4 protein-coding genes and 2 pseudogenes are annotated in these 6,159 nt (G+C 65.3%); 3 read left to right on the top strand and 3 right to left on the bottom strand.

All coding sequences use genetic code 11. From position 1 onward, the window contains the following. Positions 1–129 precede the first annotated feature (129 nt). Positions 130–645: a hypothetical protein gene (locus ACK2SD_RS11055; RefSeq protein WP_412462128.1), complete on the bottom strand. Its 516-nt coding sequence runs from the start codon at positions 643–645 to the stop codon at positions 130–132. A 242-nt stretch (positions 646–887) separates the two neighbouring features. Between ACK2SD_RS11055 and ACK2SD_RS11050 the strand changes: the two genes are divergently transcribed. From ACK2SD_RS11050 to ACK2SD_RS11040, 3 genes are all read left to right on the top strand, one after another. Beyond that, positions 888–3,203, top strand: a complete 2,316-nt coding sequence (locus tag ACK2SD_RS11050) for a putative bifunctional diguanylate cyclase/phosphodiesterase (RefSeq protein ID WP_412462127.1) — start codon at positions 888–890, stop codon at positions 3,201–3,203. Then, positions 3,203–4,075, top strand: a complete 873-nt coding sequence (locus ACK2SD_RS11045) for a phosphate/phosphite/phosphonate ABC transporter substrate-binding protein (protein ID WP_412462126.1) — start codon at positions 3,203–3,205, stop codon at positions 4,073–4,075. Before ACK2SD_RS11050 ends, ACK2SD_RS11045 begins: the two co-directional genes overlap by 1 nt. Before the next feature lie 66 nt (positions 4,076–4,141). Next, positions 4,142–4,690, top strand: coding sequence for a lipocalin family protein (locus ACK2SD_RS11040; protein WP_412462125.1), 549 nt, complete (start codon positions 4,142–4,144; stop codon positions 4,688–4,690). A 10-nt stretch (positions 4,691–4,700) separates the two neighbouring features. On the opposite strand, the pseudogene ACK2SD_RS11035 reads toward ACK2SD_RS11040, so the two are convergent. Then, positions 4,701–5,138 (bottom strand): annotated as a pseudogene (locus ACK2SD_RS11035) (methyl-accepting chemotaxis protein); the annotation flags it as partial. Positions 5,139–5,285: 147 nt separating this feature from the next. Beyond that, positions 5,286–6,014: pseudogene (locus tag ACK2SD_RS11030) on the bottom strand (PAS domain-containing protein); the annotation flags it as partial. Between the last annotated feature and the right edge of the window lie 145 nt (positions 6,015–6,159).

Raw genomic sequence — 6,159 nt, 5'->3', positions numbered from 1 at the left:
GCGCCAGCGGTGACAGGGGAAGCGGGGACAAAGGCGGACAAGCCAACGCGTGCTGCCGTTGCAAGACCTTGCAAAGGGGGTGAGAACGACCGCCTGGGCACAGCCCGGCGGCGATCGTGTGTGGCTACGTCAGTGCAGCGGGACGAGCCGCTCGCGTTGCGCGGGGGTGAGGTCTTCGATCGAGGCAACACGCAGGTCGGCAGACGAGGCCGCCGAAGCCTGTGCGGCGCGCGGCGCGTCCAGCTTTACCTTCACGTCATCAGGAAGCTTGTACATCGCGCCAGTAAGTGGATCGACGACCAACATGCCGATGACGCCGCCCAGCAGAATGTTGCCCCAATACCAACCGCTGATCTTCGAATCGAGCTCGACCGTATGGTCGGTGAACCCTTCGCGGCGGAACGTGAGGGTGTAGGTCTGGCCTTTGAAGTAGCCGTCCGAAGAGGGTAGAACCACCACCGCTGGCGTCTGACCCTGGTGGACGACCTTGCCCCGTTTGTCGGCCACTTCGAAGGTGGCGCCCGGCGGCGTAGTCGAGACGGCGACGGGGTAGCTCGAATCGCCGGCGATGCTGGCGCAACCCTGCAACGTCGCCAGGGTCAGCAGGATCAATGGCATAACCTGCCGGGCTTTGTTTGTAAACATTGAGGAGCTCCTGAGTCATTAGAAACCTAAGGCCGCTATGGCCGGGGATGATTCTGTTCAGTCCCCTGGACAGTCGGAGCCAAGCATTTCCTAACGGGGCCATACTTCCTTCCTGCCACGAGGTAGGCCGTTTCCTCAGAGCGAGCGACTGTAAAACAGGCAAGGCACTTTGCCATCAGTCATTCTCCTGTCATCTGCCTGACTTATTTTCGAGCCTCCCAGCCCCTTGGAACTCGGATGAAGTGAAGCGCCCTTACCTCTCGCCTGCTGGGCTGCTGCCCCTGCTGCTGCTGATTTTGTGCGGTGTCATCCTGGCGTTTGTGTGGGGGCTGCACGTGGCTCAAAAGGCCGCCGCCCGGCACGACGCCTTGGCCGCCAAGGCGGCCGAGCACCTGAACCTGGCCAACATCGTCGGCGAGAGTCTGCGCCAACTGGTCGACCGTGCCCAAGCGGTGAGTCGGGTCAGCCGCAACGACCTGCTCGGCGCGCGCCAAGGCAGCCTGAGCCTGGCGCGGCTGTTGGCCGAAGATCCGGTGTTCAAGCGCATGAGCCTGTACGACCGCCAGGGCCGTCTGGTCGCCGCCAGTCACAGCGACGAAGCGCCACGGCTGTCGGACGACTGGCTCGACCAACTTCGCCAGCACGTGTCGCGCCATGGCTTCAAGCCGTTCATGCCGAGCACGCCAGCACACGCGACGACACCCACCCTGCCCAACTGGCGACTGCCTTTTCTGCTGCCGCTGACCGACCTGCGTGGCCGAGAGGTCGACAGCGTCCTGGTGGTGCAATTGGACGTCGGCTACCTGGCGATGCTTTTCCAACATATCGACCTGGGCCGCAGCGGCATGCTGCGCCTGCTCCAGGCCGATGGCCGCGAGCGGGTGCGCATCGACGGCAGCGGCGTGGTGGTAGCCGGCGAAACCCTGGCGCCGGAGGTGCCCGACAGCGAAGGCGAATCCGGACAGTTCACCCAGTACAGCTACGAGGGCAGCTTCCAGAGCCTGTACCGGCGCGTGGCCGAGCGCGGCTTCAGCGTCGTGGTGAGCCAGCGCCAGGACGAGATCCTCGCCCCGACCACCCTCGCCTACCAACGCCAGTTCTGGCTGAACCTGTGCATGACCGTGCTGATCCTCGGCGGCCTGGCCTGGGGGCTGCGCCTGCTGCGCAAGCGCCAGGACGCCTTTACCGAACTGGAACAGGCGCAGCAGGTGAACCAGGAATTGATCGGCCGCCTGGAAGAGGCCCACCGGCGCAGCAGCCACGCCGCCGCCACCGACCACCTCAGCGGTCTGCACAACCGTCGCCAGTTCGTCGAAGTGGCGGCCCAGGCACTGGCCCGACAGCGCGGGCGCAGGCGCCTGACTGCGGTGCTGTTCATCGACATGGACCGCTTCAAGTCGATCAACGATTCACTGGGCCACAAGATCGGCGACCTGCTGCTGCAGGCGGTGGCCGGGCGTATCCAGCGCCTGCTCGAGCCAGAAGACGAAGCGTCGCGCTTTGGCGGCGACGAGTTCGTGGTGCTGCTGGCCGGCAACCGCAGCGAAGAACAAATCGATGCCTGGGTGCGTGCACTGGTGGCCAAGCTCTCGGCCACTTATGCCCTGGATGGCAAGGAGGTCAATACCAGCCCGAGCATCGGCGTCAGCATCGCCCCGCGTGACAGCCAGGAGGTCGACAGCCTGATCCGCTGCGCGGACGCGGCGATGTATTCGGCCAAGCAGGCCGGCCGCGCCCAGTACCGCTTCTTCGACCCGTCGCTGAACCTGCCCGACATCCAGGCCTTCACCCTCGAACAAGCCCTGGGCAGTGCCCTGGCCGAACGCCAGTTCGTGCTCCACTACCAACCGCAGGTGCGCCTGGACACCTTGCAGGTGCAGGGTTACGAGGCGCTGGTGCGCTGGGACCATCCGGAATTCGGGCTGCTCTACCCGGACCGCTTCATCGGCATGGCCGAGCGCAGCGGTTTCATCGTCGAACTCGGCTGGGAGGTACTGCGCCTGGCCTGCGAAGAACTGGCTCGCTGGCACGCCGAGGGCCGCGAGACGCCCTTGGCGGTGAACGTCTCGGCACTGCAACTGCGCCAGGCCGATTTCAGCGAGCGCCTGCTGGCGCTATTGACTGCGTACGGCATCGACAATCGCCATCTGGAACTGGAGATCACCGAGACCACCATCCTCGACCCCGAAGGCACGGCCCTGGAACACCTGCACCGCCTGCGCACGGCAGGCATCGGCATCAGCCTCGACGATTTCGGTCGCGGCTACGCCGGTTTCGCCCACCTGCAGGCGTTGCCGCTGTCGAAGCTGAAAATCGACCGCTCGCTGATCGCCCCGTTGTGCAACAGCCATGACGACAGCCCCATCGTCTCCTCGACGATCATCCTGGCCAAGCGCCTGGGGCTGGAGGTGGTGGCCGAAGGCGTGGAAACCCGCGAGCAGGTGCTGTACCTGAAACTGGCCGGCTGCGACATCGCCCAGGGCTATCACTTCAGCCGTCCGCTGTCGGCCGCGCAACTGCGCGACTACCCCCCTTTCAGCACGGTGCAGGTGGCCTGATGCGTATCCTCAAAGCATTCACCCTGCTGGCACTGCTGTTGCTGCCGGTCACGCTGCTGGCCGACTGCGCGGAGCGGACACTGCGCCTGGCAGTGATTCCGATGTACAGCGCCGATCTCATGCTCGAACAGCACCAGCCGTTGCTGCAGCATTTGAGCGAGGTCACCGGGCTGCCGGTGGAGTTGGTGGTGGCGTCGTCCTATGAGGCGGTGGTCGATGCCATCGTCTCCGGCGGCGCCGACCTCGCCCGGCTCGGACCCGCCGCCTACGTGCTGGCGCACAGACGCGATCCGCGCGTTGAGGCCTTCGCCACCTTCGCCCTCAATGCCGGGGCGTACACAGCGGCCGGCAGCCAGTATCAGTCGCTGCTGTTGACCCGTGCGGATGGGCCTGCGCAGTTCGCGCAGTTGCGCGGCAAACGGGTGGCCTTGAGCGATCCGGCCAGCACCTCCGGCAGCCTGGTGCCCAGCGTCGAGTTCGCCGGTCGCGTGAATACCCCGTTGCGCGACTACTTCGGGGCCTTGGTCTACGCCGGCACCCACGACAAGGCATTGGACGCCCTGCTCGAGGGACGCGTGGACGCGGCGTTCGTGGCCAGTGAACGCGCCGATGCCTACCTGGCGCGCCATGCACTCGAGCCGGAAGCCTTCCAGGTGTTATGGCGCTCGGCGCCGATTCCCTACGATCCCTATGTGCTCAGCGCCCACCTGTGTCCGGCACTCAAAGCGCGGATCCGCCAGGCCATGCTTGCCGACCCGCAGGCGCTGGCCGCCTTCGTTCGTTCGCAGGATGCCAGTGCGCTGGTGGTCATCGGCCCGGGGGCCTACACCGGTCTCGAACAGGTGATGGAGCAAGCGCTGAAGGCCCGCTGACCGATTCAACTTTCCCGGCTCGGCGGCGTCGAAACAGCGACATCATGAATTTCCTGGAGGTTGCTCATGGCGATTCGCGCCACTTTGCTGGTTTCCTGCCTGACCCTGGCCTTGGCCGGCTGCGTGGGTTCACCGGACGACAAGCCGCCGCCGCAGACCATGGCCGTCGATCTGCAGCAGTACCAGGGCAAATGGTACGAGCTGGCGCGCCTGCCGATGTTCTTCCAGCGCAAGTGCGTGCAGTCGGAGGCCAACTATCGCCTGCGCAGCGACGGCCAGGTCGATGTGACCAACCGCTGCCGCGAAAAAGATGGCCAGTGGCAGGAGGCCACCGGCATCGCCCAGCTTCAACAGCCCGGGCAGACTGACAAGCTGTGGGTGCGCTTCGACAACTGGTTCAGCAAGCTGGCGCCCAATACTGCCAAGGGCCAGTACTGGGTGCTGTACCACGATCCCGAGTACCGCGTGGCACTGGTCGGCCACCCCAACCGCGAGTACCTGTGGCTGCTGTCGCGCACGCCGACGGTCAGCGAGAACACCCGCAACCAATTGCTGGAGGTGGCCCGCCAACGCGGCTACGACACCGACGAATTGATCTGGCGCGCGCCCGACTGAGGACTGCGCCTTACAGCAGGTCGTGGGTCACCTGGCCCACCGCCTGCACCACCCGCCGCGCGCCATCCTGAATCCCGCTGATGGCAGTGCCGGCCTGACCGGCCAAGGCCAGGCCGGCACTGGCCTGCTCGCGACTGCTTTCGATCTCGATCACGGCCTGATCGGCCAATTGCTGGTTACGCGCCACCACCGTGACGATCTCCTCGGTGGCGCTGCTGGTCCGCGCGGCCAACTGGCGTACTTCATCGGCCACCACGGCGAAGCCCCGTCCCTGCTCGCCAGCACGAGCGGCCTCGATGGCGGCGTTGAGCGCCAGCAAGTTGGTCTGCGAGGCGATGCTGCCGATGGTCTGCACGATCGAACTGATCACCACCGACTGCTTGCCCAGTGCCTCGATGGTGGTGGACGCCGACTGCATTTGCCCCGCCACGGCCTGCATCGTGTTCACCGCCTCTTGAACCACTGCCGCGCCTTCGCGGGCACTGACGTCGGTGGTGCGCGACACATCCAGGGCCATTTCCGCGGCGCGGCGGATTTCCTGCTCCTTGCGCACTTGGTCGGTGACCACCGAGGCGTACTTGATCACCCGGATGATGTGACCCTCGGCGTTGTAGACCGGGTTGTAGCTTGCTTCGAGCCACACTTCCTGGCCATGACTGTCCAGTCGCCGGAAGCGTCCGGCGACGTAGCGCCCGCTGTTGAGGGTCTTCCAGAACTCGGCGTAGGCCGGCGAAGCGACTTCCTCGGCGCTGCAGAAGATCCGATGATGCTGGCCGACCAATTGACCGAGCGAATAGCCCATGGCGCTGAGGAACTGCTCGTTGGCGGTGAGGATGTTGCCGGCCAGGTCGAACTGGATGACCGCCGTGGAGCGGAACAACGCATCGACGAACGCGCCGTTCTCGCGGTTCTTCTCGATCTGCACCGTGGTGTCGCTGCCAAAGCCCTGGATGTGGTCCAGTTGCCCGTCTGCATCGCGGACCGGCAACCAGGTCAGGCGCAGCCAGATGAGACCGCCTTGCGGGTTATGGAAGCGGTAGTCATCGGTCACCGGCTGAAAACGCGAGACCGACTCGTTGAAACGGCGATAGCACGGCAGCGTCGTGACGTAGCTGGGCACCAGGTCGATCAGGGGGCGTCCGATCAGCTTTTCCTTGGGCTGGCCAAGCGCAGCAGCGCACGCATCGTTGCAGGCGACGATGCGGCGCTCGGCATCCAGGCGCAAGGCCAGGGTGCCCTGTTCCAGTTGGTCCAGTACTTGGCGCAGACGCCTGACCTCGGCTTCACTGGCCGCCAGCTGAGCTTTGACTTTGCGATCGAACATGAGGATACCTTGCGAACAGTGAGGGGGATGGGCACGCACGCATCCTGCAAGCCAGTCGGCTGGCGGCCCCAGGCCCCGGATGACGGGGGCTGGAGCTTCTTATTGGAGATGGGGTGCAGCATGCCATTAAAGACACAGCACCGCT

The sequence above is a fragment of the Pseudomonas sp. SC11 genome (assembly GCF_047039205.1).
Lineage (GTDB): Bacteria > Pseudomonadota > Gammaproteobacteria > Pseudomonadales > Pseudomonadaceae > Aquipseudomonas > Aquipseudomonas boreofloridensis.
This window is presented reverse-complemented; position numbering and strand designations above follow the sequence as displayed.